This is a genomic window from Bifidobacterium mellis (genome assembly GCF_000967265.1).
In the GTDB taxonomy this organism is placed as follows: domain Bacteria; phylum Actinomycetota; class Actinomycetes; order Actinomycetales; family Bifidobacteriaceae; genus Bombiscardovia; species Bombiscardovia mellis.
On sequence record NZ_KQ033885.1, the window covers coordinates 1,306,603 to 1,333,522 of the forward strand.

The window sequence follows — 26,920 nt, forward strand, 5'->3', positions numbered from 1 at the left end:
CAAGAAGGCCTCTATAGATGTCGTTTATAGGCATGTATCGATAATTCACCTGCTTGGTCTACGGGTCGGTGGCAGAATATGGGTATGAGCGCATCCGGTCAGCAGCGGATTATCAATACCATCAATCCCGGGGAGCGACCGTTCGGCTCTCCTCTGGGGCCAAGACCTACACGAGTCCTTCTGTTGGGAGCCGGCGAACTCGGACGCGAGATTGCCATCAGCCTGATGCGGCTGGGTGCCTGGGTCGGCGCGGCGGACTCCTACCCTGGCGCACCGGCCACCCAGGTGGCCCATGCCGGCTACCAGGTGAAAATGAGCGATCCCCAGGCTTTGGAGGACCTGATCGACAAGGTCCACCCCGATTTGATCGTGCCTGAGGTGGAGGCCATCGCCACAGACCGCCTAGTCGGTGCCGCGGCCAGGGGCATCCAGGTAGTGCCTGCCGCCCCCCTGGCGGCCATGTGCATGGACCGCCGGGCCCTGCGCGTCTTCGCCCACGAGCAGGTGGGCCTGCCCACCACCCCCTACCGATTCGCCGACTCCCCCGAAGAGCTGGCCAGCGCGGCGGACCAGGTGGGCTACCCCTGCATGGTCAAACCCCTGATGAGCTCCTCCGGCCACGGACAGACCCTGGTGCGGAGCAGGGAGGGTTTGTCGCAAGCATGGAATTCGGCACTGACCCAAGGCCGGGCAGCCACCAGGCACCAGGGCAAGGCCGAGGTCATCGTGGAGGCCCTGGCCCCCCTGGCCCATGAGCTGACTGTTCTGACCGTGGCCTCCTGCGCCGGCGTGGCCACCTGTACACCCATCGGCCAGCGTCAGGAGGACGGGGACTACCGCCTCTCCTGGCAACCTGCGGATCTGAATCCTGACATCCTGCAGCAGGCCCGGAGCATGGCCACCCGGTTGGTTGAGGCCATGACCTCCCTGGCCCGCCAGAGTGGCGAGACCGGTTGGGGGATCTACGGTGTGGAGATCTTCGTCCTGCGCGACGGGTCGCTGCTCTTCAACGAGGTGGCCCCACGTCCCCATGACACCGGCATGGTGACCATGATCTCCCAACGGCTGAGCGAGTTCGATCTTCACGCCCGGGCCATCCTGGGCATTCCCGTCCACCAGGAGGATCTGACCCTGGGTCTGCCGGAAGGCACATGCGCGGTCAGCCGGCCCATCCTGGTCAGGGGCCAGGGACCGGTCAGCTTCCAAGGCTTGCCCCAGGCCCTTGACCACCCAGGCACCGATCTGCGCATCTTCTCCAAGCCGGAAGTGCATGGCCTGCGCCGCATGGGCGTGGCCCTGGCCCTGGGCCCTGACCTGCAGACCGCCACCAAGCGTGCCGAAGCCGTGGTCCACGATCTGAAACCCCGGGTGGGCACGGGGATGTAACCCGGGCTTGCTATGGTGGTCGTGTCCCAAGCAGTGCAGAAGTTTCCAATTCGCAACAAACTCGAGGAAGGCGAACAGTGGAAAAGTTGGGAATGCGCTATCAAGGCAAGGCCAAGAAACTGTACGAGACGGATGATCCGGACATACTCTGGGTTGAGTACACCGACCAGGCCACCGCGGGGAACGGGGCCAAGAAGGCCAATATCGAAGGCAAGGCCAGACTGAACAACAGGATCACCACGGTGATATTCTCCCTGCTGGCCCGCCGGGGGATCCCCAGCCACTTCATACGTAGCATCTCGGATACCGAACAGCTCAATCGTCGGCTGGACATGTTCCCCCTGGAGATCGTCATGCGCAACCGGGTCGCAGGCTCCTTCGCCCAGCGGTACGGGGTTGCGGAGGGCACCGCCTTGAAGCAGCCTGTGCTGGAGTTCTTCTACAAGTCCGATCCCCTGGATGATCCATTTATCAACCGGGACGATATCCTGGCCCTGGGACTGGCCACCGAGCAGGATCTGGACATCATCGCCGCAAAGACCAGGGAGATCAACGGCGCGCTGACCGGCATCTTCCGCGCCATCAACGTGGAGCTGGTGGATTTCAAGATCGAAATGGGCAAGACCGGCTCGGGCATCATCCTTCTCGGCGACGAGATCACCCCTGACACCTGCCGGCTCTGGGCGATCGGCAACAATAATGACAGCCATGTCACCCACCTGGACAAGGACATCTTCCGCAGGGACCTGGGAAGCATCATTCCGGCTTATCAAACCATTCTGGATGGGCTGACCGAATTGGAGGAACGCGAGAGCCAATCGAACAGCTGAATCGGTCGACCCGGAAGCGAGCATATCGCCTCCGGGTTTTTCATTGGTCCCCAACCAGTCCATCGCGAAAGGATCCATTGTGCTCTTCCGTGTCTATACCGAGAAAAAGCAGGGCTTCGACCAGGCCGCCGAAAGGCTTGCCGAACAGCTTCGCACCCTGCCGGGTGTGCAAGGGCTGACCGGCCTGCGCATGATCAACCGCTACGATCTGGAAGGGATCGACGAAGACCTCTTCGAACGCTGCCTGCCCACGGTCTTCGCCCAGCCCCAGACCGACCTGGTGGCCACCAAACTGGAGCAGGCCCTACGCATGAAGGGCGATGAGGATCTGCCATCCCTGGACTCCCCCATGCTCTTCGCCGTGGCCCCCTTGCCCGGTCAGTTCGATCAACGAGCCGACTCCGCAGCCCAGTGTGTCCAGCTGATCGGCCAGGGCGCCCGCCCCTTGGTGGCCACGGCCACCGTCTATCTGCTCCAGGGCGACCTGAATGCCGGGCAGATCGAGGCCGTCCGCAATTACCTGGTCAACCCGGTCGACTCACGGGTGGTAGGGCTGGAGCAGCCCAAGACCCTGGCCTTGCCTGATGACGACCCGGATCCAGTGCCGGTGTTGGACGGGTTCCGCGATCTGGATGATCCTGGACTGGAAGCGCTGATCGACAAACTGGACCTGGCCATGGATCTGCCGGATGTCCGATTCTGCCGTGACCACTACCGTCAGGAGAAGCGCGACCCCACCCTGACCGAGCTCAAGGTGATCGACACCTACTGGTCCGACCACTGTCGGCACACCACCTTCAACACCAGGCTGGAGCGGATCGATGCGGACAACCCCCGGGCCCGTGACACGCTGGAACGGTATCGGACCATCCGCGAAGAGCTGGGCCGCCAGGACCGGCCGGAATGCCTGATGGACATGGCCACCATCGGAGCCAAGTACCTGCAGAAGCGAGGCATCCTGAACGACGTGGACCAGTCCGAGGAGGTCAACGCCTGCACTATCCGGACCAAGGTCGACGTGAATGGCCAGGTTCAGGACTGGCTCTTCCTCTTTAAAAACGAAACCCATAACCATCCCACCGAGATCGAGCCCTTCGGCGGTGCCGCCACCTGCATCGGCGGAGCCATCCGCGATCCTCTGTCCGGAAGGGGCTACGTCTACCAGGCCATGAGGGTCAGCGGGGCAGCAGACCCCCGCCAGCCCCTGGATCAGACCCTGCCCGGCAAGCTGCCCCAGCGCCGGATCGTCCGTCAGGCGGCCGATGGCTACTCCTCCTATGGCAATCAGATCGGGCTGGCCACCGGACAGGTTCGGGAGATCTACCACCCCGGCTATGCAGCCAAACGGATGGAGGTCGGCGCAGTGGTGGCAGCCACCCCAGCCGACCATGTGATCCGCCGTCGGCCTGCACCCGGCGATCTGATCATCCTGGTCGGAGGGAGGACCGGCCGCGATGGAATCGGCGGCGCCACAGGGGCTTCCAAGTCCCAGGACGAGCAGAGTCTGGAACGTTGCGGAGCCGAGGTGCAGAAGGGCGACGCGCCTGAGGAGCGCAAGCTCCAGCGCCTCTTCCGCCGCCCGGAGGCAGCCAGGCTGATTGAGCGCTGTAACGATTTCGGAGCCGGCGGCGTTGCCGTGGCCGTAGGCGAGCTGGCGGACGGACTGAGCGTGGACCTGGACCGGGTGCCACTCAAGTACCGGGGGCTGGACGGGACCGAAATCGCCATTTCCGAGAGCCAGGAGCGCATGGCCGTGGCCCTGGCTGCCGAAGACGCACCCACCTTCATCGAATACGCCCGGCAGGAGGACCTCGAGGCCACCGTCATCGCCAAGGTGACGGAAGAACCCCGGCTGCGGATGACCTGGCGGTCAAAGACCATCGTGGACATCCCCCGAGCCTTCCTGGCCTCCAACGGCGCCCCGCATAAGGCCGGTGCCCAGGTGCCGGTCCCCGCTCCCTACCACGCCCCCTTCGAGGTCCAAGGCGGCCTGGATGCGCGCATGAGGGCCCTGCTTACGGACATCAACGTCTGCTCCCAGCAGGGTCTGGCCGAACAGTTCGACTCCACCATCGGCGCAGGCACCGTCCTCATGCCCTTCGGCGGAGCCCGACAGCTGACTCCGGCACAGGCCATGGTGGCCAAGCTGCCGGTGGATGGGCACACCACCACCGCTTCGGCCATGGCCTGGGGATTCAACCCCTGGATCAGCAGCCAGGACCCATACACCGGCGCCTACCTGGCCGTGGTCGAGAGCCTGGCCAAGCTGGTGGCCTCTGGCTTCAGCCGTTCCCGGGCCCACCTGAGCCTGCAGGAGTACTACCCCAAGCCAGGTGCCGACCCCCGGCGATGGGGTCTGCCGGTGGCCGGCGTCCTGGGAGCCCTCCAGGCCCAGCTGGATCTTTCCGTGGGCGCCATAGGCGGCAAGGACTCCATGTCCGGCAGCTTCGAGGACCTGGATGTTCCACCCACCCTGATCAGCTTTGCCGTGGCCCTGGGGCAGGCCAAGGATGCGGTCTCCCCCGAATTCAAGGCGGCTGACCGTCAGGTCTACCTCTTGACCCCCGAATACCGGGAGGACGGATTGCTGCCCGACCCGGAGAGCCTGCGGACCGTCATGGACCAGGTGGAGACGCTGATCAGCCAGGGCCTGGTGGATGCTGCAGCCACACCGGGCTACGGATGCATGGCCCAGTCCCTGATGGAGATGTGCCTGGGCAACAGAATCGGGCTGGACCTGGCGCCAGACACTGCCATACCTGCGCTCTTCCGCCCCGCCTATGGAAGCTTCATCCTGGAGGCCTCTGGTCCGGAACCCCTGTTCATTCAGAGTTCAGGCCTGCATCTGCGCCTACTAGGGCACACTCGCGAGGACTATCGCCTGCGCTGCGGCAACGAGGATCTGGACCTGGCCGAGCTGGAGGAGATCCGTGCCGAGGGTCTGGAATCAATCTTCCCATACCGGGGCCAAGGCGACCCAGTGCCGACCATTGGCCGCACCGACCGCCAGTCCGGCAGGCCAGCAGCACACAGAGCCAAGGGGACTTCCATGACCGCCCGACCCAGGGTCGTCATGCCCGTCTTCCCCGGCACCAACTGCGAATTCGACTCCGCACGAGCCTTCCGGGATGCTGGAGCCCAGGTGGAGACTGTGGTCATCCGCAACCTGAATGCCAAGGACGTGACCGAGAGCTCCCGCCGCCTGGCCCAGGCCATCCGCAACAGCCAGATACTGATGCTGCCCGGTGGCTTCTCCGGCGGCGATGAACCCGACGGCTCGGCCAAACTGGTGGCCTCCTTCCTGCGCTCGAACCAGGTTGCCGATGCCCTCCAGGAGCTTTTGCAGGACCGGGACGGACTGGTCCTGGGCGTTTGCAACGGCTTTCAGGCGCTGATCAAGCTGGGCCTGGTTCCCTATGGCAAAATCGTCACCGGCTCACCCAAGGATCCCACCCTGGCTGTCAATACCATCGGACGCCATCAGAGCCGTCTGGTCCACACCCGGATCAGCTCCACACGCTCCCCCTGGCTGAGTGCCTGCCGGGTGGGCGACATCCACACCATGCCCATCAGCCACGGCGAAGGACGGTTCGTGGCCGAGCCTAGTTTCCTGCGCACCCTGATTGACCGAGGACAGGTGGCTGCCCAGTATGTGGATGAGCAGGGTCATCCTTCCATGGATCCGCTGGTCAACCCCAATGGGTCAGACATGGCCGTCGAGGCCATCACCAGCCCGGACGGCCGGGTGCTGGGCAAGATGGGTCACACGGAACGCAGCGGCCCCGACCTGTATCTGAATGTGCCCGGAAAAAATACGCAACCGCTCTTCCAGTCTGGAGTGGACTACTTTACCGCCTAGGGGAAAGGACATAGACCATGTCGTTGGAGCTTGAAGGCATCCACGAGGAGTGCGGGATCTTCGGGGTCTGGGGCCATCCCGATGCCGCCCGACTAACCTACTTCGGCCTGCATGCCCTGCAGCACCGCGGTCAGGAGGGTGCCGGCATCGTTTCCAACGACCAGGGGCACCTGATCGGACGGCGGGGTCTGGGCCTGCTGACTCAGGTCTTCCCGGACGAGTCCAGCCTGACACCGCTGACCGGGGACCGGGCCGTCGGGCATGTGCGCTACGCCACGACCGGATCGGGGTCCATCGAGAACATCCAGCCCTTCGTCTTTCGCTTCCACGACGGGGATATAGCCCTGGCCCACAACGGCAACCTGACCAACTGCAACAGCCTCAAGGCACAGCTGGAGGATCAGGGTGCCATCTTCCACTCCAACTCCGACACCGAGGTGCTCATGCACCTGATCCGCCGCAGCCCCGAAAAGGAGTTCATGGCGGCGCTCAAACAGGCCCTGCGCCAGGTCCATGGCGGATTCGCCTACCTGCTCATGACGGAGGACGCCATGATCGGAGCCATGGATCCAAACGGCTTCCGTCCCCTCTCGCTGGGACAGCTGCCAGGTGGGGCCTATGTCCTGGCCTCCGAGACCTGCGCCTTGGACCTGGTCGGCGCCACGCTGGTGCGGGACATCGGCCCCGGTGAAATCGTCAGGGTGGATGACTCGGGTTACAGCATCGAGCGCTATACCGATCAGACCTGCCTGTCCATCTGCTCCATGGAATTCATTTACTTCGCCAGGCCCGATTCCAATATTTACGGGGTCAACGTCCACTCGGCCCGCAAGAGGATGGGAGCCAGGCTGGCCCGCGAGGCCCCGGTGGACGCCGACATGGTCATCGGGGTGCCCAACTCCTCCCTTTCCGCAGCCTCAGGCTATGCCGAGGCGGCCGGGTTGCCCAACGAGATGGGACTGATCAAGAACCAGTATGTGGCACGCACCTTCATCCAACCCAGCCAGGCCATGCGCGAACAGGGAGTCAGGATGAAACTGGCAGCAGTGCGCGGTGTCGTGGCCGGCAAGCGGGTGGTGGTCATCGACGATTCCATCGTCCGAGGCACCACCTCGCGCAGAATCGTCCGTCTGCTGCGGGAGGCCGGGGCGAGCGAGGTGCACATGCGCATCGCCTCCCCGCCCCTGCGCTACCCCTGCTACTACGGCATCGACATCCAACGGACATCCGAACTGATCGCCGCCAAAAAGTCCGTGGAGCAGATCAGGGAAGCCATCGAGGCCGATTCCCTGGCCTACCTGAGTCTGGACGGTCTGGTGGAATCCATCGGTCTGGGCCGTGATGCACCCTACCAAGGGCTCTGCGTGGCCTATTTCAACGGAGACTACCCAACGCAGCTTGACGACTACGAGCAGGGTTTCCTGGCCTCGCTGACTCCGGAGGACCGGGCCCGGCTGGAAGCCTCCAAGGGATCCTATGGGCTTGACATGTCTGCAGGGTCGAGCCGGAGAACAGACCAATGAGCACTAGCGAAGAGCAGGACAGACAGGGCAGAGAAAGGGGCAACCATGCCGAAGGCATATGAGCAGGCTGGGGTATCGGTGGAGGCCGGATACGAACTGATCGACAGGATCCGCTCCCACACGGCCAGAACCCATAGGCCGGGCGCCGGTGACATCGGCGGCTTCGGCGGCGACTTCGACCTGTCTGCACTCAACTACCGCCACCCGGTCCTGGTCTCAGGCACCGACGGCGTGGGCACCAAGCTGATGGTGGCCCGGGAGGCCGACCGCCATGACACCATCGGCCAGGACTGCGTGGCCATGTGCGTCAATGACATCATCGCCCAGGGGGCCGAGCCGCTGATCTTCCTGGACTACATCGCCTGCGGGCACAACGACCCGGCTCTGCTGGAGCAGGTGGTCAAGGGCGTCGCCGACGGCTGCGTCCAGGCCGGGGCCGCCCTGGTAGGCGGGGAGACCGCCGAGATGCCCGACATGTACCAGCCCGACGAGTACGACCTGGCCGGATTCACCGTGGGCGTGGTCGAACGGGAGTCCCTGGTGGATGGTTCGGCCATCACAGAAGGCGACCAGCTGATCGGCCTGCCCTCCTCGGGAGTCCACTCCAACGGATTCTCCCTGATTCGTCAGGTCCTGCTTGACCAGGGGGGCATGAAGCTGGAGGACCGGCCCTACCAGCTTGGCGGACGGACCCTGGGTGAGGAACTGCTGACGCCCACCCGCATCTACGTCAAGGCGCTGCGCCCGCTCTTCGCCTCTGGCCTGCTCAGGGGTGCGGCGCACATCACCGGGGGCGGCTTCGTGGAGAAAGTACCCCGGATTCTGCCCGAGGGTCTGGCTGCCAGCTTCGACCTCGATTCCTGGAAGGTGCCGCCCATCTTCACGATGATCGAGGAGATGGGCAGGGTCGACCATCTGGAGATGTACAACATCTTCAACATGGGCATTGGGATGGTCCTGGTCGTCTCCCCTGACCGGCTGGACCAGACCCGCGCAGTCCTGGATGAGGAGCAGGAGCCCTACGCCCTGATCGGTCGGGTGACAGGTGCTCAAAACGGCCAGCGGGTCATTCTTAACGAAGACGGTCGTCAGCAATAGCGAGAGGAGCCCATCATGGCGGACAAGGTACTGGTCATCGGATCGGGAGCCAGGGAGCACGTTATCGCCACCACCCTGCTGTCCGGGCCAGGAGTGGATCGGGTCTGGTGCGCCCCGGGCAACCCGGGCATGGAACCGGACGGCATCAGCCTGCTTCGAGAGGATCCCACACAACCCGAAAAACTGATCGCTGCCATACGCGAGTTGGGAATCGACTGGGTCTTCGTCGGGCCCGAGGCTCCTTTGACGGCTGGATTGGTCGACGAACTGCAGGCTGCCGGCATCCCCGCCTTTGGACCCAGCAAGGCTGCGGCCCGCATAGAGGGATCCAAGGGCTTTGCCAAGGACCTGATGCGCAGGCATGGAATCCCGACCGCCGACTATGCGGTCTTTCATGACTTGGACGGTGCCAAGTCCTATGTGCGCTCGCACGGAGCACCAGTGGTCATCAAGGCTGACGGGCTGGCTGCGGGCAAGGGTGTGACGGTGGCCACCGACCTTGACCAGGCCATGCAGGCCCTGGATGCCATCTTCATCGATCATAAGTTCGGGCAGGCCGGAGCCCAGGTGGTCATCGAGGATCAGCTGGTGGGCCAGGAGTGCTCGCTCATGTGCTTCGTCCGGGGTGAGCAGTTCTGGCCCATGCCGCTGTCGCAGGACCACAAGCCCGCCTATGACGGGGACCGGGGTCCCAACACCGGCGGCATGGGGGCCTACTCCCCTCTTCCGCAGTTCGGCCCGGAACTGACCCAAAAGGCCCTGGACGCCATCGTCGCACCCACCGTTCGTGCCCTGGCCCGGGAAGGCAGTCCCTTCACCGGGGTCCTGTACACGGGGTTGATGGTCACCGATCAAGGCCCTCAGGTCATCGAATTCAATGCGCGATTGGGTGACCCGGAGACCGAGGTGGTGCTGCCTGCACTGACCAGCGACTTGGGCACGGCCATCCGCACACTGATGGAGGGCGGAGAGCCGCAATTCACCTGGGACGACTCCCACAGCCGCCTTGGAGTGGTCCTGGCAGCACAGGGCTATCCCGGGAACCCCAAGACCGGGGTGCCCGTGCCATTGATTGCTCCGGAGCAGGACCTCAGAGCCTACTACGCCGGAGTGTCCGGCTCGGCTTCAACCGGTCTGACATCGTCCTCTGGGAGGACCGCCCTGGTGGTGGCCCAAGGCGACGACCTGGCCCAGGCAGCCCACCGGGTCTATGCCCGGCTGGACGGCTTGTCGATGCCCGGCCTGTTCTATCGGCACGACATCGGCCACCGCGGCCTGGAAGCCTAATTGGCCGAGCTGGTCGAGTCCCCGCTGTCTTTATCCTGGCTTTGCTCCTCCTGGCGGGCTTGTTCCTTGGCCTTCTGCCGGGCGGCATCCGAATGGCGGGTGGGCGTGGTGTTGAAGCCGGTCCCCTGCAGGTAGTGCTTGCCGGCCATGATGTCGTACTGGATCAGCTTGTAGTCGTTCAGGAGCTGCCGGGTGGCCTGGTCGAAGTCACGGGCGTTCATGGGCTGACCCTGGGCATCCAGATAGTTGGTCTGCCCTGCAGGGATCCTGTTCCAGTCCTGGATCTGGTTGGCCACCGGGGGCTCGATGGCACTGATCTTGTCGTGCAGCTCGGTCAGGAAGGCCGTGAAGGGAGAGACCTTGGTATCCATGTGTTCGGCCACCTGGGCCTGGAAGAAGTTGGGAGAGGAATAGGCGCTGTTGCTGACCTGTGTCCCCGATGCATCCGAGGCCTTGTTTGACCAGATGAAGTAGTCGGTCAGATGCAGGGCCAGGGAGTTGCGCTGGTCCGAACCGGCCGTGCCATAGATGCCGGGCAGATGATCCCCATAGAAGACCACGGTGACCGGTTTGCTCTGGGAGTCCAGGCTGTTCAGGAAATCGGCAGTGGCCTGATCGGTCAGACTGACCCCCTTGGCGTAGGTGCGGATGGATTGCATCTCATCGTCGCCCAGGGGCATGTTGGGGTCAGAGGAGCTGACCGAGAAGTTGTTGTCGTCATACCAGTCGTTGTAGGGCATGTGGTTCTGCATGGTGATGACCTCGACGAACTGGTTGCCCTTGTCGTCGCCCATCTGCTCCAGGGCGGAATCGTAGGCGGACCGGTCCCCCACATACTGGCTGCGGTCGATACGGTCCTGGTGGGCTATCTGGTCGGGGCCCGTCAGCGAGTAGAAGTGCGAGAAGCCGAACTTCTTGTAGTTCTCGGCCCTGGAGTACATGGAGGACTCATAAGGGTGGAAGGCCAGGGACCTGGATGGCGACCCCCAGGCCTGATTGACCGTGGGTATCCAGCTCAGGTGAGGGATGACCTGCTGATAGGGAGAGGTCAGCGAAGGATCGAAGTTGGCCATGGACAGGCCGGTCATGGCCTGGAACTCCAGATTGGCCGTACCCCCGCCATAGCCGGAGGAGAGCATGAGCCCGCTGGTGGTGCCCTCCTTGATGGACCTGATATGGGGCATGGGGTCCTGGTTGAGTGCCACGCCCGGCACCCGTGTGGGGTCCGAGAAGGACTCGGAGAGGATATAGACCAGGCTCGACTCATTCATATAGGACTTGCGGTCACGGTTGATACGGTCCGCCGAAAGCTGGTAGCGGTGGGCCAGAGACTGCATGGTGGCGCGGCTGTATCCTGAGGGCTGGTCCATGACCTTGGGCCGCAGCTGCCGGGAGAAGGAGACGAAGACCCCGTTGCGCTGGGCGTCATAGACCGAGTCCCACATGGAGGGTATGTCGCCCATGAACTGCGAGAAGCGGTAGGCGGGGCTGCCGTAGGTGCCCACAGTGGACATGAAGAGTGCCACCACCAGGACCGGGACCAGGACCCCTGCCGTACGCAGCCCGGCGCCCAGGGGTTTGTTGCCGGTGGACACCGGACGACCGCGACGGGCATCCATCCGTGTCACCACCCAGCAGAGCAATCCGAGAATAATCAAAGCTACAACTCCCAGCCCGATCATGATCAGGGACCGGGCCGGCAGGAAGGAGACCAAGTTGGCCGCATCGGCATGGAGAAAGTCCAAATCGGAGGGCAGGACGGCCTCATACCTTGCACGCACCTTGAAACGCTCGATGATCGCAATGACCGCACAGATGGCCAGAATCAGGCCCGATGCCGCCCAGAAGCGATTGGTCAGGTAGGCCAGGGCCAGGTAAACCAGGCCTATAGCCAGCATGTTGAGCACCAGGACGAACCGACGCTGGGTCCACATGGCCGAGATGAAGCCCCAGAAGCCGATCAGCGGGTTGGACAGCTCTACGCGGGAACTGTTCAGGGAGACCCCCCACTGAAGGATGCCTACCGACAGGAAGTCAATCAGGATGAAGGCGAGCAGGTAGACCCACCCACGCACCCGAAGACGTCCGGTCATGTTCTGCATCCAGGATGTCCACCGGCCGGGCTGACGCTTACGATCCTTCACCGCTTACTCCTGACTTTGGTGACTGGGCCCCATAGGCCTTTTACCGATACCTGTGCCATTGTTCCCATTAAGGACGACAAGCCCCATGAAAACACCCCTTAGCGAACATGAAGAGCGAGCGGACCCATCAGGCCTTGGCGCCCGGCACCCGCTGGACCAGGGCGCTGATCCAATCCTCCAGGTTCCGGTACTTGTTGGGGCGCTGCTCGCTGACCTCGAAGACCGGCACATGGGCCTTACGCGCCTCAATGGCCAGATCCTTGGAGGTTCGATTGACCTCCTGAACGTTGAGCACCAGCATGTCCAATTGCCCGGATGCCAGCAGATGACGGAAGGCCACCAGGTCCTCGGGCGAAGGCTCGCTCTCGTTGGCGGCCGCCCGCAGGTACCCCTCGGGGGTCAGGTCCTCCATGCCCAGGTCATGACAGAGATAATAGGCAGCCGATTCCGTGGCCGCATAGTGACGTCCCTGGGTCTGCCTGCGCGCATCGGCTATCAGATTGTCCAGCCGGGTCTGTCGAACCTGCCAGTCCTGGTAGGCCTTGTCAAAATCGGCCTCGCGGCCTGGACGCAGCTGCCGATAGGCCTCATGCACGGCCTTGGCAGCCGCGCTCCTGCCCTGGGAAGAGAACCAGAGATGGGGGTTGTCGCCGGCCTTGCGCCCTGATGCCTTGGATATGTCCACCAACTTGACCTGCCCGGTTTCAGCGGCCTTGGCAGCCCAGTCGTCGATGCCGGCCCCGTTGACTATGACCAGATCGGCACGGCTGATTCGGGCGATGTCGGCCGTCGTCGGCTCATAGTCATGGGCATCAGTCGAAGTGTTGCTCAGAATGGTGTCCACCTGGGCCTGGTCGCCGCCCAGGTCCTCGGCCAGGGATTGCCACTGATTGATGCTGGCCACCACCTGCAAAGGGCCGGACCCAGTGGGCGACGAGGACGCTTCGCTATTCCCACAGCCTGTCAGACTGGTCAGCAGGGTCAGTCCGGCCAGAAGGGCGGCGACCAAGGTGCGGGTCCGGCGAAGGCGTGGGCTGCTGGCATGCATGGATATAGGTTCCTTCCTGGCAACAACGTGAGGTCATTTGGCAAACCCTACGAGCGTTACTGAGATTGATTATCAATAAATCTACCATAGAACAACCAATGGCCAGAAAGGTTGCCCAGGCAAATGGCAATCATCCGCCTGAACACTCCCTATACTGAACTGCGGATACGTTTTGCTGGAAGGAACTGCATGGGTACATGGCTGGCAAAGGTCCATCTGACCCAGGGATGGCTGCCCACGACGCTGTTCACCCTGACGGCCCTGGCCCTGGCCCTGCTGGTGTTGACCGGACTGACCCATGGACGCTGGCGGACCCTGTTGAGGCAGGTCGCCATCGCCGTAGGCATAGGAGCCCTGGGACTGCTGGCCACCTGGCTGGTCTCCGACGTCTTCATGCTCTTCGGAGTCTCCCTGGGTTGGATGGTCATCATCACCGTGGCCTTGGGCTTCCTGGCTGTGGGGTTCGCCGTATGCATCCTCGTTACTGCACATGGATGGCGAAGGCTCCTGGCAGCCCTGAGCGTCCTGCTCTGTCTGCTGTCCACCGGTCTGCGGGTGGATATCATCTATGGGGAGTTCACCACACTGGGATCCCTTTTCAGCGTCACCCTCTATCCTGACTATGGGAGTCATCAGGCGGCCAGACCGGCCATGAGCGTGGCCCAGTGGCGCGCCAGGGCCTCCCGGGGCGACCTGCCGGCCCATCCCCGCACCGGTCGCTCCTACAGCGTGCACATCCCCAATGACAGCTCCCGTTTCCTGGCCCGACCGGCCGATATTTACCTGCCGCCCGCTGCGTTGAGCAAGAAGCCTCCGGCCCTGCCGGTCTTCGTCCTTCTGGCCGGTCAGCCCGGCAGCCCCGACCGGCTCTTCACCGCCGGATCCATCCCCGCCATGATGGATGCTTACGCCGCCGAACACGATGGACTGGCTCCGGTGGTGGTCTCCCCCGACCAGAACGGGTCCTCCTTCCACAACAGCCTGTGCGTAGACTCCCCCGTCTATGGAAAGGCTGAAACCTATTTGAGCCGTGACGTGCCTAGGTGGATCCGGGCCAATCTGCCGGTCGACAGCAAACCCCAGCTCTGGGCCATCGGAGGATTCTCCCAGGGAGGGACCTGCTCCACACAGCTGGGTGCACGGCATCCCGACGTCTACGGGAACATGCTCCCCGCCGATGGGGAGCTGGAACCGACCCAGGGTCGACAGGACCGGATGATCCACGACTACTTCGGCGGCGACCGGAAAGGCTTCCTGGCCCAGGTCCCTGCCAAAGCCATCACTGATCGGGCGCCATCGAGCCAACGGTTATTCACTGCCGCTGGTTCCAACGACAAGGAGTCCCAACACAATATGATGGTCATCGCCAAGGCCGCAGACCAGGCAGGCATGAGCGTGGAGGCCGTCATAACCCAGGGCTCGGGCCATGACTGGCACACGGTCAAGACCGCCTGGAAGCCCGGTCTGGAATGGCTTGGCGAAGCCATGGGTCTTGGGCCAATATCCCAACCAGTCCAGGACTTTCCGGATATTGTTGAGATGAACATCAGCTGAAGCGCCGATACAGCAGATCAATAGAGATCATCAGCAGAAAGAGCCGCCGCAATCATGCAGACAACGAATAAGGGATCCAGACTCATGGAACCTTCACCCAAGAGTGTCTTGCTGACAGACTTGGCACAATGGGCCAGACGCCACGCGCTCGCACTGGCCTTCAGCCTCGGACTGATCCTGCTTAATCTGATCAGCTGGCTGCTGATCTGGCTGCTGCGCATCCCCGGCAGAAACCGGCTGGGCATGCCCCTGTCCGATTTGATCATTCGTCAGGCCTCCCGGCCCTTCCATGGTCAGGGTCGCCCATCGCTCTTGGTCCAGTTTGCACGACTACTGGTGTCCTTGGTCATCACCCCCGGACCCCTGCCGCTGGCTATCGACGTCGCACTGGTGCTGGTAATGCTATGCATCGCCGAAACCAGGCTGGGGCGCAGGCGCACCGTGCTGGCAGCGGTCATCAGCGCAGTAGGCGGCGCGGCGGCCGGTCTGATCATCTGCTGGCTGATCAACGCCCTCCAGGATCATTGGGCCTGGTTCATCAGAGTGCCCATGTCGCTCAGCCCCATCATCCTGGTGGTCGGTTCCCTGATGGCATCCATCCCCTTCAGCGACTTCCTCTGGCGACGCAGGATCGCCACCATCGGTTACACAGCCTTGATCCTTATGGTGCTCTACACCGGCAATCCGGGTTCCTATTGCGCCCTGGCGGCTGCGCTGATCGGACACCTGACCGGGCACCTCTGGCACGGGCCAGTCCAGGATGCCAATCCGCACGGCCATAGCGGATCCTACGAGACCCGACACCTGCTGGGAGCGGTCGCCACGGTTCTGGCTCTCGGCCCCCTGGTCACCGTTTCCTCCCGCATCCGCGCCGGCTTCCTCACCCCCCTGGGTACATTCATGGGCTCCAATACAGGCGGAAGCGCTGCACTGTCTCACTGCCTTGCGGAAAACAACCAGGTCAGCTGCTACGCCCACTACGGCCTGGTCGCCGGCCATGCCCCCACCGGCATCTCCGCCCTGATCATGCCCACGCTGGTTATGCTGGTTGCGGCTTGGGGCATCTACCACGGCCGGCGCGTCGCCGCAGTCACCGGTGTGGTCCTCAACGCTCTGACCGTCGTCCTGGCTCTGCTCTATTTCCTGGTATTCCCACTGACCATCGGCGAAGGTCTGCCCCAGGCCATCCGCCACGGCGCCATCCCCTCGCTGCTGATCATCACCCTGCCGCCGCTGATTCTCAGCTGGTTCCTGGTGCGCAACCTGGGAATCTTCCTGGTCCGGACCAAGACCTCACGTCTGCAACTGGGCTGGGCGGCCATCGTCCTGGCCTTCCTGGCCACCGCAATGGGCTATATGGCCTTCACCGCCATCAGTCCAGGCTCCTTCAGCCCCTGGCCCACCACGGGCAGAGCACTTTCCCAGCTGCCTGAGCTCTACCTGCCCAATGGAGTGGCTTCACGCTTCCTTCCGACCCTGGTGCCGCGCACCCCCACTGGCAGAATAGTCAGCCATGGAATAGGACTGATCTTCTGGCTGGTGGTCCTGGTGGTGCTGCTCTCCTGGATGCGCAGCTCGGTCATCCAGAACGGCAGCGAACGCCAGGAGGCCGACAAGCTGGTCGAGTACGGTGGCGAAAGCATGTCCTTCATGACCACCTGGGAGGGCAACAGCTACTGGTTCTCCCCCAGCGGCCACTCTGGCATCGCCTACCGGCTTTTGCACGGCATAGCCCTGACCACCACTGGCCCATTCGGCGACCCTGACGAATATACGGACGACCTGGACGAATTCACGCGCTTCTGCAACGCCCACTCCTGGTCACCGGTCTTCTACAGCGTCCACAAGCCCCAACGTGATCTGCTTGCCGCACGCGGCTGGTCCACCCTGACGGTCGGCACGGAGATGGTGGTCACCCCCAGCCTCTGGCAGACCAAGGGCAAGAAGTGGCAGGACATTCGCACAGCCATCAACAAGGCCAAGCGTGACAACATCACCGACGTGCTGACCACCTTCAACGACGCCTCCTGGGACGTCCAGTCGCAGATCGTTGACATCTCCGAGCAGTGGGCCGAGCTCAAGGCGCTTCCTGAGATGAAGTTCACCCTGGGCGGCCTGGATGAGCTGAGGGACCCGCGCATGGCCATCCTGTACGCCGTGGACGACCAGGGCAAGGTGCTGGCCGTGACCAGCTGGATGCCCACCTACCGCCAGGGCCAGGTGATCGGCTGGACCCTGGACTTCATGCGGCACCGGACCGACAGCCCCAACGGAATCATGGAGTTCCTGATAGCACGCATGGCCGAACGGCTGCGCGGCCAGGGTACGGCGGAATTCATGAGCCTGTCGGCCGCTCCCCTGGCCGGCATGGACGGCGGCGAAGATCGGACCGCCTTCCTGCAGCATGCCCTGCATCTGGTGGCCGACCTGATGGAACCGGCCTATGGCTTCCGCTCCCTCTTCTTCTTCAAGAAGAAGTTCCAACCCAGCGAGCACCCGGTCTATATCTGCTATCCCGACCCAGCCCAGCTGGCCCAGATCGGGCTGGCTGTGGTCCAGGCCTACCTGCCCAATCTCAAGGCTTCGCAGGCCTGGGATGCCATCAAGACCATCATGCCCAAGGGCCGGGAGGATCACTGAGCTCTGTCTGACCGGAGTGGTCCCGACAGCTGCTGCACAGGCCGTAGACCTCCAAGGTGTGCGAGGATACCGTAAAGCCATGTTCATCTGCCACGGCCTTCAGCCAACCATCGTCCGGAGGGCTGATTTCGACGGTCCTGCCGCAGCGTTCACAGACCAGATGATGGTGGTGCCTCCGCTGGGCCAGGCAGACCCTGTAGAGGTGGATGCCTCCGTGCTCAATGCAGTCCAGGCTGCCGGACATATGCAGGGAGCCCAGCTGACGATAGACCGTTGCCAAGCCGATTCGCTGGCCTGAATCGCGAAGAAGCCGGTGCAGCTCCTTGGCTGAGACAAAGTCGTTCTGGGCCTGAAGAACCCTCCAGATGGCGTTCTTCTGCCGCGTCCGGCGGCCGACGGATGAGCCAGCGTTCATGATTAGACACACTCCTTGGGCTCCACCAAGCCTACATCCGGATTGTCGGGACAGATGTGAGGATTCGGTTCAGCCCAGGTCGGACCAGCAGCCTGTGGCCTCCAGATCCTTGGCTGTCTGCTCGAGATCGTCGGTCAGCACCGTCAGATGCCCCATCTTGCGGTCGGTACGCACTTCGGCCTTGCCGTAATCATGCAGGTACCATTCGGGATGCTCACCAAGCAGCCTTCTGACCGGGGCCACATGCTGGCCCAGAACGTTGACCATGACTGCCGGGCTGAGCAGGCGGGGATTGGGCAAGGGCCACCCGGCGATGCCCCGGACATGGGCATCGAACTGGTCCATGGAACAGGCCTCGATGGTGTAGTGACCGGAGTTATGGGGGCGTGGGGCCAACTCGTTGACCACCAGACCGCCATCGGACATGACAAAGAGCTCGAGTGCCAAAGTCCCGGCCAGCTTGAAGCCGTCAGCCAGGGTCAGGGCCATGTCACGCGCCCGGTCGGCCATCTCAGGCTCGACCTGGGCCGGCGCCAGAGTCATGTGCAGGATGTTGTGACGGTGCTCGTTGCGCACCATGGGGAAAGTGACATAGTCCTTCCCGTTGCCTGAGACCAGTATGGAGGCCTCGAAGGCGAAGTCCACGAACCCCTCCAGCACGGAGGGTGGGAAGTCCCGGCCCTTCATCCGCGCCTGCAGGGCCTGAAGATCCTCCTTCGTGCGCAGGACCGCCTGACCGTGGCCGTCATAGCCGCCGGTTCGCGTCTTGAGCACAGCGGGCATTCCCAGCTCTTTCAGGGCTGAGTCAAGCTGTTCAAGACCGTCAACCTGCTTCCAAGGGGCGGTATCGATGCCATGGCGGTTGATGAAGGTCTTCTCGTGGACACGGTCCTGGGTGACCCTGAGCAGGTCGGTTCCCTGGGGGATGGCCACACGGTCCCTCACCTGATCCAGTGCGTCGGCATCCACATTTTCGAATTCGTAGGTGAGCACATCGCTGCGGTCGGCAAGCCTTTTGATAGCGTCGAGGTCGTCATAGTCGGCCGTCTCCTGGAAGTCGGCCACCTGGGCCGCGGGAGCATCGGGTGTGGGGTCCAGCACACCGATACGGAATCCGTGGTAGCGGGCGCTCAGGGCCATCATCCGTCCCAGCTGGCCGCCACCCACGATACCGATGACGGACCCCGGCTCCAGGTGGTCGATTCTTCCCTTGGTCTCCTCAGACAAGCTTGGCATTGGAAGCCTCCACGGATCGGGCCAGCTCGGCACGGTAGTCATCCAGGGCTTGAGCCAGCCTCGGATCATTGATGGAGAGAATCGAAGCCGCCAGCAGACCGGCGTTGGTAGCCCCGGATGCTCCTATGGCCGTGGTCGCCACAGGAATACCGGCAGGCATCTGCACAATGGACAGGAGTGAATCAACCCCGCTCAAGGCGTGGGACTTCACGGGCACCCCGATGACCGGCAGCGTGGTCTGGGCCGCCACCATGCCCGGCAGATGGGCTGCCCCACCGGCCCCGGCAATGATGACCCCTATGCCCTGGCTCCGGGCCTGATGCGCGAACTCCGCCATGCGCCCAGGTGTGCGATGGGCGGAGATGACCTCCTTGGTGTAGACGATAGCGAACCGGTCCAGCATCCGACAGGCTTCCTTCATCGTCTCCCAGTCGCTCGATGATCCCATGATCACTGCGACGCGAGCCCCTTCATGTGTATTGTCAGCCATTGGCCCTCCAATGTTCATGCACATTCGATACTACGCAAGACCGGGGAGAAGCCAGCCAATCGTGACGGTCCTATGGATGTAAGGGCCGGGCTTGGTGAACATCGGGCTTTCAGCGGCTCCGAACTCCCGTGCCAGACCTAGAATCATTGGATTGCATTACAGAAACCGACAGGAGGGTTATGGGCAAGCTTCTGGACAGCATCGACTCCCCACAGGATCTGAAGGTTCTCTCCCTGGAAGAGCTGAATCAACTGGCCGACGAGATCCGTCAGTTGCTGATCCGCTTCTGTCGACGTCACGGCGGCCACCTGGGCTCCAACCTGGCCACCATCGAGCCCATCATCGCCCTGCACTACGTCTTCGACATGCCCCATGATCATCTGATCTTCGACGTCTCCCATCAGGCCTACACCCACAAGATTCTGACCGGTCGGCGCCGGGCCTACACGGACCCTGGGTCACAGGAGGATCTGTCCGGATTCACCTCGCCCAAGGAGAGCCCCTACGACGACTTCATGCTGGGGCACACCGGCACCTCCATCGGCCTGGCCTGCGGAATGGCGGCCCAGCGGAATGCGACCGGCGGCAAGGACAACATCATCGCCTTCATCGGGGATGGTTCACTGAGCAGCGGGCCGGCCTTCGAAGGGCTGGACTGGGCCGCAGAACAGGGCGGCAACCTGATCATCGTGGTCAATGACAACGAAATGTCCATCGCCGAGAACCACGGGGGGCTCTACAGGAGCCTGGCCGCCCTGCGTGCCAGTGGGGGACGCAGTTCAGACAATCCCTTCCGCGCCCTTGGACTGGACTACCGATACGTGGAGAAGGGCAACCGGATCGAGGATCTGATAGAGGCCTTCCGTCAGGTCAAGGACACCGATCATCCGGTGGTGGTCCATATCCACACCCGCAAGGGTCTGGGGCTTGGACAGGGCAGTCAGGGGCAGATCGGCCCGACTTCGATAACCCAGAGCGATGGGCAAACATCCCATATGACTCCCCTGCCGGATTTGCCCGCCGAAGGTCCGGTGGAGGCCAACCACTGGCAGGACGGCCTGGATTCTCTGGGTCGCCTGCCCAACTCACGAAAGACTTACGGAAGAATGGCCATGCAGGCCTTGGAGGCCAGGTTCCCACAAGAGCCGGGCCTGGTAGTCATCTCCCCCGCCACGCCTCTGTCCAACGGTATCGATCCCGACTTCCGCCAGCGGGCCGGGAACCATTACCGGGACGTGGGCATCGCCGAATCTCACGCGATAGCCTATGCCGCGGGCATCGCCAAGGCCGGAGGCACGCCTGTAGTCGCCACCTCAGCCACCTTCTTCCAGAGGGCCTACGACCAGATCGAGCAGGAGATGGCCTTGAACGGCAGCGCGGTGACCCTGCTGGTTTTCTCCACCGGTGTTGCCAAAACCGATGCCACGCATTCAGGCACGGCCGACATGGTCATGATGCGAGGCATCCCCGGACTGATCTGCCTGGCTCCGACCAGCGGGGCCGAGTTCCTGGACATGCTGGCCTGGGCCACGGGCCCGGCCCGGCAGCCGGTGGTCATCAGGGTGCCCGGCGAGCGCACGCTGGCGACGGAACGCGTAGGCAAGCCAATGGAGCTGGCTGCAAATCCCTCGAAGACCAATGCTGAATGCGGATCGGACGCTGCTCCCTGGGATCACTATCGAATCCTGCAAGAAGGTAAGACCGTAGCCCTACTGGCTCTCGGCGATGCCCTTCCACTTGGCTGCGATCTTGCTGATTCCTTGGAGAGGTCCACGGGGCTGAAGCCCACACTGGTAGATCCCCATCGCTACGACAGCTTGGATGAGCAGACCCTGGACACCTTGACCGGTTCTCACTCCCTGGTGGTCACCATCGAGGACGGTCAGCTGGACGGCGGCTGGGGCCAAGCCGTGGCTGCATACTACGGACCTAGTCAGGTTCACACCCTGGCGTTCGGAGCGGCCAAGGAGTTCAACGACCGGGTCCCCAAGACCACCCTGCTGGAAAGGTATGGCATGACCGTTCCGGCAATGACTCGAGCCATATCGGATGCCCTTACCGACCAGGCTTCATGGATCTGACCCGCCGGTGGACCCAGGCGGGTAGAATGAAAGGGTTTGGCCCCGTAGCTCAGCTGGATAGAGCAACTGACTTCTAATCTGTAGGTCGAGAGTTCGAATCTCTCCGGGGTCACCAGTGACATGTTCTATTCCTCATTGGGAGACTGAGGCATCAGACTCTTCCAAAAAGTGAAATTACCAATGGGCTGTTGGCGTAAATCGTGCTGAACTCCGGCAAGCACAGAGTGTCCGCATTCGAGGATACGAACAAGGAGCGCAAACTCGAGTCGGATGATTTCGACAGCTAGCAACTGTCAGCGAAATCAGATTCAGTACAAGCATATGCACGGAAAGGAATCGTAAGTTAGCCTGTAGGTGTACAGGCTCGCCGCTACTACTACCGGGTAGATGAAATGGGAGTAACCGTAAGGGAGTGCGACATCGCACACACCGAATTTTGCGGGCTCTGCGTTGAGATGCACTGACTCGTCATTCTTGAATGCCTCCGACAGGCGGGCAACGGCTGGTCACCCTTGCGGACTACACGGAACCCAATCCTACCGTCACTATAAGAAAGGGAACATGAACGTAAGCGCATGACCTGTCTGTTCTATCGATAGTGTGGGGCCATCACAAACGACGGGTGAATTGCAGTAGATGCAAACACAATGGCATCGCTAACGGCATCAATCCAAATAGACGTAATGTTGGATTAAGGTATAACTTAATCTCTCGAAGGCCAAATTATTGTCGGTGAATACGGTCTTATAACAAACCTGCGACGTTTTCCAAGGGCAGCAGACTAATTACAAACTGCTCGTCTTCACCTTTATTGGGTGATTCCTTAGTTCCTACTTCCATGAATCCAGCTTCATGGTAAAGACTATCGAAAACAGTTCGGCGAGAATCTACGAGCACGAACCTTCCTCCTGCAATTTTGCTTGCCTTAAGGATGCTCCTCAAAGCAAACATCAGAATTACCTTCCCCGGAAGATCCTCACTTTTCACGCCATCTTTACGCGCAAGCTCGCCAATAGTGTAAATGCCTATATAGCCCGCATTGGTACGCAGGTAGTTGCCTAGATGCTTCTTTTTCTTCTTTGGCAACGCTTGCCACGCGGAACTATTCTCAACGGTATTCCACTCTATGGCAGTGATTCCCAAAGTGAAAAAACCAAGCAACTTTCTCTTAGAATCGCAGATAACATAGGAGCGAGATTCTCCGTGATTCTCTCCATTATATATTTTATCGGTTGTTATGAACGATTGGATGGTAGAGCTTCGACAGCACGAAAATTCTCTCATCTGTTTTTTCAAATCAGCGATAAAAGATTGGTCGGGGTGTGAGTCAAATTCCCCCACTCCGACCACTTCATGCTGTACGTTCATTAAATTTCAGTCCCGATGCGCGGTGAAACCAATCTCATGCCGGGGCATGGTGACCTGGTCGGAATCCCACGATGCAAAGCTGGCAACAAAATCTGCAGCATTCCTCTTGGACTCCTCGATCTTCTCCTCAGTTATTTGGGCCGGATCGATCACATAGTGTTGCGTCAATGAACGGAACGCCATTTTATTCGTCCTTTCCTATACTGATTTATCCATTCGAAACGGGCATGAATTACTGTCAATTTCAACGCGCTGTCTTCTTATAGAAAACCAGTATCCCTAATTATAGCGGAAACTACGACATTTGTATTCATTTTTCATAGCATGGACAAAGTTGAGGCAAACTGTTCACAGCTCTTTTATCCAATTATCTCGCCACTCGCTGTCTCTAATGTCCAGCGCAATCTGGCTCATCAAATATTCAAAACTGTCATCGACTGCATTGGCGCCTCACCGCTTACGTCCACATCTACCTTCAGGGCCAGCGCCTCAGCATCGAAAGCAAGGAGCCGACCGAATCACATATCTTCAAAAATAATAGGTAAGACGATTCGCAGTAATTGACGACTGCCGACAAGGGTTCGTTCAATGGTGGCAATTGTCCTATCAAGCACGCAAGCAGTCCGAACTTTGCGCAGCAGACCGCAAATACGCAAATCGCACAAGAGCCTTACTGCTTTCGCTTATCAATCTCCCGTATTGAGAATGCAGCTATGGTAAGCCCATCAATCAGCTGTCCTTCACGGATCATATTGGTAATATCAGCTGACCGCAGCCATTGCAGATCCTCCAATTCCCAATCACCGCCTTGCTTGACGCTATCGAGTACAGGAATGGATGAAACGTGATCAAGCCGTATTTCCATCACCCGCACGTCGTCTTGAAGCACCCCGGCATCGGCATGAAGCCTGTGCAACTGACGGACGGTGTCAGGCTGAGCCCACAGTCCGGTCTCTTCGTGCAATTCACGGATGGCTGTAGTCTGTGGATTCTCGCCTTGCTCCCCCATACCTCGCGGAAATTCCCATAGCCAGTCTTCTACAGCGACCCGCCAGTGGCGCGCTATCAGATAGAAGTCCTCTCCCCCTCGTTCTACGACCGTCACACAGATCACACCCGGTCGACCCTGTTTGACAGATGCCACGTGCAAGGTCATGTTTGCACCTGTGTCCCTCACCTTGACGTCCACAGCAGTCACGGTAAAGTCGGCTCCCCCGGCTTCCTCGAAGACTTTCCTACGCCTTATTTCCTGCAGAGGAACCCTAGGCCTCAACTCGTCAGCGTTTTTCACAGTCACCTTCCTGGTCGATGATTACCGTTGAGCGAATACCATGGTTTGTGTTGCCGTATGCTGATCGTGCATCCACTCCATCATTGTCAGCAACTCGGGAAATACTTCAATGAACCAAGCCCCAGTCAATATCACGATAATGGATATCGAACTTGAAAAAATGATCTTGTCACAAAAAACGGATATGGATGCGATGATCAGGGTCGCAATGAACTGTTTGATAATTTTAAACTTGTCCTGTTTTCGGTCTAGCTGCGATGCAAACTTCTGCACGCAATAGGCAATGTTACGAATATGCTGCTGCTGGTCAGAGTCCGGGGCGTTCGGTCGACAATTACGCCACTGCTGTATCGCATCTCTTGACTGATAACAGAACTGCACGAAACAGCCGGAAGGCATCTGCCCGAACAATTCAGTTACCTTACCCGACAGCATCAATGAGCGCCCACCTGTCCGGCCAGCATAGCGCTCATACGAATTCGGTTTGCTTTGTACGGCCATAAGGCAGCAGCCCAGGTAATCCGCCATTGCCAAGCGGTAGACGAACTGGTACCAGTCCACCAGCGTTTGCTGGTCGCATTCCATGGTCCTATTGCAATCAGTCGTGCCCAAGGGCAAAGCAGAATGCCTGATGAGCGCAAAGGCCTTGGACCGCCTCGGCTCATGACTTATCTTGTCCAAGACATCCCGAAATGCGGTCTTTTCTACCTCGTTCGCCTTGGATGTGGAACACCAGGAACGCAGGCAATCGGCGTTTTCGCTGACAACAGGAAGAAAGGCATCATTGAAGCTGCGGACGATGCCGGAATTCGACTCAGTTTGAGAACGTTGTTGCTCATACCTGATGAGACCCTTCCGTTCGGCATCTATCCATTCCTGCCAGCGCTGAGCCAGCAATTGGCAGGTACCCTCAGACGGATCCTGCTGGCAGTATGCGGAGTACAAGCAAGCGATCCTGTGAGCTATTGACCAATTATCCTCTGCATGCTCACTCAAGACGGCTCTGGCCTGGGGAACGAACCGTTGGCTTTCTTCAGAGGTGATGGTCTTCTGCAAAACCTGATATTGCAGCGGACGCAGCGTACCTATCTCCGGCAGAGTAATCGTCTCTTCTCCGGCTGAAAGTTGATGCTGATGGTCAAGCGGCACTGTAGTGAAGCGCAGCAGGCACTGCTCCAAGGTCGGTTGTCTGCCGGAAACGGTGAGGAAAGGCGTTTCATAACCATTCTGCCCCAGAAGGTCAAGGACGACATCAGGGCCAAATGCCAGAAAATACACGCCATCAAAGAGCTCCGCATCAGTGACAAGGACACGGGGACTATAAAGGAATGCCGTTCTGAGAATGCCGGCAAATCGTTCTAGGAACTCCGGATGCTGCTGAATGGTTCTTTCACAGACGCTCACTCCGTCAGGACCATCTGACCAGAACTTCGAATTCACCTCTGGAATGCGCTCTTGATCGCATTTCTGCTTATGCTTGCTGTTGCATAGAAGCCTGACCTGATTCCAATCGTTCAGCTGTTCCTCCGAATCGAAATTGGTCAGCATGATGGCATATGAACCTACGCTCTGACTCATGTCTATATGCTAGACCTCGTGTTTACCTACTCGTTCAGCACATTCCCTCTTAAAGCCGGTACAAGCAACTGAGTCATGAAAGAAAACGCCGAAAAGACCGATTGCTGGTCATGGAGACGCGGGATGTTCCACACCACGGTTGCCGCTTCCCTTGGGAACCATCTGCAAATAAACACAAACTCGAATATGCCTATAAGCATGAATGAGAACTTTGTTCACTGACCCTCTCTGCCTGTCTGCAAGCCCGCGCTCTGCTCTTGCAAAGTATATTCGATTCAACAACCAAACCTAGTATCAGCCGTTTTCCATAGGATCCACAGAACAGCCGACGTCACCGGCGCAAAGCACATATCCATAGCCAAATAATGACCAAATAATTCTTTGCCCTACTTTTTTAAGTCTTGGCTGAACAGATTTCAGGGCCAAGTCCTCTCTTTAGTCAAACCCTCTTGGAGATATAATGTTGCATTCCCACAATGGTATGGATAAGAAAGGCAACCATGAACGATTGGCATCAACCCACAGATAAGCAAACAGGTGAGGACCAAGACCCGACGGCTCAGGCAAGCCAGAATTACTCAGGCTACAGGGAATACGGGCAAGAGCCTTCCAACCAAAGCTACAAGTCTGCTTCCCAGCAGGGTAATCCCTCGGCAACTGCCAACGGGTACCCGGATACGAATCAAACTTGGCAGGCTCCGAGCACGAGCACCCAGGGAGGGCCGCAGAATCCCTATGGCCAAACCGCATATACGCCTCAATCCACCGGCACCAGCGGACCGGCCCAAATTCAACCTTGGCAGCTTCAGGCCCAATATATCAGCGGGCCGGGCATGTCGAACAAGTCGAAGGTCACGGCGGCCATCCTGGCTTTCTTCCTGGGCGGCTTCGGCATACACAACTTCTATCTGGGCAAGACCGGGCGCGGGGTAGCTCAGCTGCTGATCACCATCTTCGTCCTCTTCATCGGCCCTCTCATCTCATCAATCTGGGCCATCGTCGAAGGTGCGCAGATTCTTGGCTCACATCCAGGCTCGCCTTACCACATGGACGGCAAGGGACTCCAGCTGCAGGATTGAAGGCGACGGACGC

General features: G+C 60.6%; 19 protein-coding genes and 1 tRNA gene. 11 read left to right on the forward strand and 9 right to left on the reverse strand.

Annotated elements, in window-relative coordinates; translation table 11 throughout:
• The first annotated feature begins 78 nt into the window (after positions 1-78).
• From purT to purD, 6 genes are all read left to right on the forward strand, one after another.
• Entirely contained in the window at positions 79-1,386 is a 1,308-nt protein-coding gene (purT, locus tag JF70_RS05585; protein WP_052690768.1) for a formate-dependent phosphoribosylglycinamide formyltransferase, read from the forward strand.
• Positions 1,387-1,463: 77 nt separating this feature from the next.
• Positions 1,464-2,216: a phosphoribosylaminoimidazolesuccinocarboxamide synthase gene (gene purC / locus JF70_RS05590; RefSeq protein WP_045935582.1), complete on the forward strand. Its 753-nt coding sequence runs from the start codon at positions 1,464-1,466 to the stop codon at positions 2,214-2,216.
• Positions 2,217-2,295: 79 nt separating this feature from the next.
• A complete protein-coding gene (locus JF70_RS05595) occupies positions 2,296-6,075 on the forward strand; it encodes a phosphoribosylformylglycinamidine synthase (RefSeq protein ID WP_045935583.1) in 3,780 nt (1,259 codons plus the stop codon).
• Positions 6,076-6,092: 17 nt separating this feature from the next.
• Complete coding sequence (gene purF, locus JF70_RS05600) at positions 6,093-7,598, forward strand: amidophosphoribosyltransferase (RefSeq protein ID WP_045935584.1); 1,506 nt, start codon at positions 6,093-6,095, stop codon at positions 7,596-7,598.
• A 45-nt stretch (positions 7,599-7,643) separates the two neighbouring features.
• Positions 7,644-8,696: a phosphoribosylformylglycinamidine cyclo-ligase gene (gene purM / locus JF70_RS05605; protein ID WP_045935585.1), complete on the forward strand. Its 1,053-nt coding sequence runs from the start codon at positions 7,644-7,646 to the stop codon at positions 8,694-8,696.
• A gap of 15 nt (positions 8,697-8,711) precedes the next feature.
• A complete protein-coding gene (gene purD / locus JF70_RS05610) occupies positions 8,712-9,983 on the forward strand; it encodes a phosphoribosylamine--glycine ligase (protein ID WP_045935586.1) in 1,272 nt (423 codons plus the stop codon).
• Here the strand turns inward: purD and JF70_RS05615 are convergent.
• A complete protein-coding gene (locus JF70_RS05615; RefSeq protein WP_052690769.1) occupies positions 9,980-12,127 on the reverse strand; it encodes an LTA synthase family protein in 2,148 nt (715 codons plus the stop codon). The genes purD and JF70_RS05615 overlap by 4 nt on opposite strands.
• A 127-nt stretch (positions 12,128-12,254) precedes the next feature.
• Positions 12,255-13,175 (reverse strand): metal ABC transporter solute-binding protein, Zn/Mn family, encoded by a 921-nt coding sequence (locus JF70_RS05620; RefSeq protein ID WP_045935587.1) that lies wholly within the window; start codon positions 13,173-13,175, stop codon positions 12,255-12,257.
• 189 nt (positions 13,176-13,364) lie between these two features.
• Here JF70_RS05620 and JF70_RS05625 point away from each other — a divergent pair, with 189 nt between their 5' ends.
• Both JF70_RS05625 and JF70_RS05630 read left to right on the forward strand, forming a co-directional pair.
• Complete coding sequence (locus tag JF70_RS05625) at positions 13,365-14,729, forward strand: alpha/beta hydrolase (RefSeq protein WP_045935588.1); 1,365 nt, start codon at positions 13,365-13,367, stop codon at positions 14,727-14,729.
• Positions 14,730-14,783: 54 nt separating this feature from the next.
• Positions 14,784-17,369, forward strand: coding sequence for a bifunctional lysylphosphatidylglycerol flippase/synthetase MprF (locus tag JF70_RS05630; RefSeq protein ID WP_082069416.1), 2,586 nt, complete (start codon positions 14,784-14,786; stop codon positions 17,367-17,369).
• Here JF70_RS05630 and JF70_RS05635 read toward each other — a convergent pair.
• From JF70_RS05635 to purE, 3 genes are all read right to left on the reverse strand, one after another.
• Entirely contained in the window at positions 17,341-17,784 is a 444-nt protein-coding gene (locus JF70_RS05635) for a Fur family transcriptional regulator (RefSeq protein ID WP_045935590.1), read from the reverse strand. The genes JF70_RS05630 and JF70_RS05635 overlap by 29 nt on opposite strands.
• 69 nt (positions 17,785-17,853) lie before the next feature.
• A complete protein-coding gene (purK, locus tag JF70_RS05640) occupies positions 17,854-19,020 on the reverse strand; it encodes a 5-(carboxyamino)imidazole ribonucleotide synthase (RefSeq protein WP_045935591.1) in 1,167 nt (388 codons plus the stop codon).
• Positions 19,004-19,510 (reverse strand): 5-(carboxyamino)imidazole ribonucleotide mutase, encoded by a 507-nt coding sequence (purE, locus tag JF70_RS05645; RefSeq protein ID WP_024626635.1) that lies wholly within the window; start codon positions 19,508-19,510, stop codon positions 19,004-19,006. The genes purK and purE overlap by 17 nt, the downstream gene beginning before the upstream one ends.
• 179 nt (positions 19,511-19,689) lie before the next feature.
• Here purE and JF70_RS05650 point away from each other — a divergent pair, with 179 nt between their 5' ends.
• The gene (locus JF70_RS05650) at positions 19,690-21,591 is read left to right on the forward strand and encodes a 1-deoxy-D-xylulose-5-phosphate synthase (RefSeq protein WP_045935592.1); all 1,902 of its coding nucleotides are present in this window, start codon (positions 19,690-19,692) and stop codon (positions 21,589-21,591) included.
• Between the two features lie 38 nt (positions 21,592-21,629).
• Positions 21,630-21,706, forward strand: a tRNA-Arg gene (locus tag JF70_RS05655).
• A 629-nt stretch (positions 21,707-22,335) separates the two neighbouring features.
• Here JF70_RS05655 and JF70_RS05660 read toward each other — a convergent pair.
• The 4 genes from JF70_RS05660 to JF70_RS05670 form a co-directional block, all read right to left on the reverse strand.
• Entirely contained in the window at positions 22,336-22,959 is a 624-nt protein-coding gene (locus JF70_RS05660; protein WP_045935593.1) for a hypothetical protein, read from the reverse strand.
• Between the two features lie 6 nt (positions 22,960-22,965).
• A complete protein-coding gene (locus JF70_RS08975) occupies positions 22,966-23,142 on the reverse strand; it encodes a hypothetical protein (protein WP_156149612.1) in 177 nt (58 codons plus the stop codon).
• A gap of 487 nt (positions 23,143-23,629) precedes the next feature.
• Positions 23,630-24,115 (reverse strand): NUDIX hydrolase, encoded by a 486-nt coding sequence (locus JF70_RS08575; RefSeq protein WP_156149613.1) that lies wholly within the window; start codon positions 24,113-24,115, stop codon positions 23,630-23,632.
• A 156-nt stretch (positions 24,116-24,271) separates the two neighbouring features.
• Complete coding sequence (locus tag JF70_RS05670; RefSeq protein WP_156149614.1) at positions 24,272-25,828, reverse strand: hypothetical protein; 1,557 nt, start codon at positions 25,826-25,828, stop codon at positions 24,272-24,274.
• An 833-nt stretch (positions 25,829-26,661) separates the two neighbouring features.
• Between JF70_RS05670 and JF70_RS09115 the strand changes: the two genes are divergently transcribed.
• Positions 26,662-26,907: a TM2 domain-containing protein gene (locus JF70_RS09115; RefSeq protein WP_052108376.1), complete on the forward strand. Its 246-nt coding sequence runs from the start codon at positions 26,662-26,664 to the stop codon at positions 26,905-26,907.
• Positions 26,908-26,920: the final 13 nt, after the last annotated feature.

Excerpts from the sequence above, each read along its gene's own strand:
- JF70_RS05625 (WP_045935588.1), top strand. The coding sequence starts at position 13,365 with ATGGGTACATGGCTGGCAAAGGTCCATCTGACCCAGGGATGGCTGCCC.
- JF70_RS05660 (WP_045935593.1), bottom strand. The coding sequence starts at position 22,959 with ATGAACGTACAGCATGAAGTGGTCGGAGTGGGGGAATTTGACTCACAC.
- JF70_RS05620 (WP_045935587.1), bottom strand. The coding sequence starts at position 13,175 with ATGCATGCCAGCAGCCCACGCCTTCGCCGGACCCGCACCTTGGTCGCC.
- JF70_RS08575 (WP_156149613.1), bottom strand. The coding sequence starts at position 24,115 with ATGACCTTGCACGTGGCATCTGTCAAACAGGGTCGACCGGGTGTGATC.
- purT (WP_052690768.1), top strand. The coding sequence starts at position 79 with ATGGGTATGAGCGCATCCGGTCAGCAGCGGATTATCAATACCATCAAT.
- purK (WP_045935591.1), bottom strand. The coding sequence starts at position 19,020 with ATGCCAAGCTTGTCTGAGGAGACCAAGGGAAGAATCGACCACCTGGAG.
- purE (WP_024626635.1), bottom strand. The coding sequence starts at position 19,510 with ATGGCTGACAATACACATGAAGGGGCTCGCGTCGCAGTGATCATGGGA.
- JF70_RS05650 (WP_045935592.1), top strand. The coding sequence starts at position 19,690 with ATGGGCAAGCTTCTGGACAGCATCGACTCCCCACAGGATCTGAAGGTT.
- purF (WP_045935584.1), top strand. The coding sequence starts at position 6,093 with ATGTCGTTGGAGCTTGAAGGCATCCACGAGGAGTGCGGGATCTTCGGG.
- JF70_RS09115 (WP_052108376.1), top strand. The coding sequence starts at position 26,662 with ATGTCGAACAAGTCGAAGGTCACGGCGGCCATCCTGGCTTTCTTCCTG.
- JF70_RS08975 (WP_156149612.1), bottom strand. The coding sequence starts at position 23,142 with ATGGCGTTCCGTTCATTGACGCAACACTATGTGATCGATCCGGCCCAA.
- JF70_RS05670 (WP_156149614.1), bottom strand. The coding sequence starts at position 25,828 with ATGAGTCAGAGCGTAGGTTCATATGCCATCATGCTGACCAATTTCGAT.
- purM (WP_045935585.1), top strand. The coding sequence starts at position 7,644 with ATGCCGAAGGCATATGAGCAGGCTGGGGTATCGGTGGAGGCCGGATAC.
- JF70_RS05635 (WP_045935590.1), bottom strand. The coding sequence starts at position 17,784 with ATGAACGCTGGCTCATCCGTCGGCCGCCGGACGCGGCAGAAGAACGCC.
- JF70_RS05630 (WP_082069416.1), top strand. The coding sequence starts at position 14,784 with ATGCAGACAACGAATAAGGGATCCAGACTCATGGAACCTTCACCCAAG.
- purD (WP_045935586.1), top strand. The coding sequence starts at position 8,712 with ATGGCGGACAAGGTACTGGTCATCGGATCGGGAGCCAGGGAGCACGTT.